Origin of the sequence: Gilvibacter sediminis, assembly GCF_028561565.1 — a bacterium.
Taxonomy (GTDB): domain Bacteria; phylum Bacteroidota; class Bacteroidia; order Flavobacteriales; family Flavobacteriaceae; genus Gilvibacter; species Gilvibacter sediminis.
Window position 1 is genome coordinate 1 of the sequence record NZ_JAQQTE010000014.1, and the last position, 676, is coordinate 676.

The 676-nt window shown below is 52.5% G+C and carries 1 pseudogene; it reads right to left on the reverse strand.

The window, feature by feature from the left end:
• Nucleotides 1-676, reverse strand: a pseudogene (locus POW22_RS10340) (hypothetical protein); the annotation flags it as partial.

The window sequence follows — 676 nt, forward strand, 5'->3', positions numbered from 1 at the left end:
TTTCATAATAACTCGCCGATACTCCGGGTTCTCCGCCAATGATCTCCGCCTCTCTTTGGGTCAGATCAAAGACCTCTATCCCATCACCTACCGTTACTTCGTCACACAGCTCGATCGGATCGGGATCTGTGTTTGGAGATGGGTTAGGCAATACTCTAATTGTTAAGGTCGTGAACGATACACAGCCTGTGTCGCCGTCTGTCACTCTAACCCAGATCGTCTGTGGGTTCACCGTGTTGGTGTAGTCCGTGGCTGGGTCTATAGCATCCGTATCGTTTTGTGCGTCTGTCTCTGTGGTGTAGTACTGTACCAATAAGCCTGGCGCTCCTAGGGTAATATCGTCCTCTGCCTGAGTCAGATCAAAGCTCGCAAAACCATCTGCGGTCTCGTCATCACAACGCTCCAAGGCATCCAGATCCCCTGGTGCGGCAATCACCGGTGGTAAGCTCACAATCAGCTCAAAGCTGCCCACACTCGCGCAGCCCGTTATTGGGTCAAACAAACGTACCCAGATCGTCTGTGGGTTGGTCGTATTGACAAAAGCCGTTGGCGTTACAATAGGCATCACTCCTGCCAAGGCATCTGCCTCGCTTAAGTGGTAGCTCAGATCCAGCGTCGCTGGGTCTTGGGTGCCGTAGATCTCCGGATCCTTCGTCGTTAGATCAAACACCGCGAT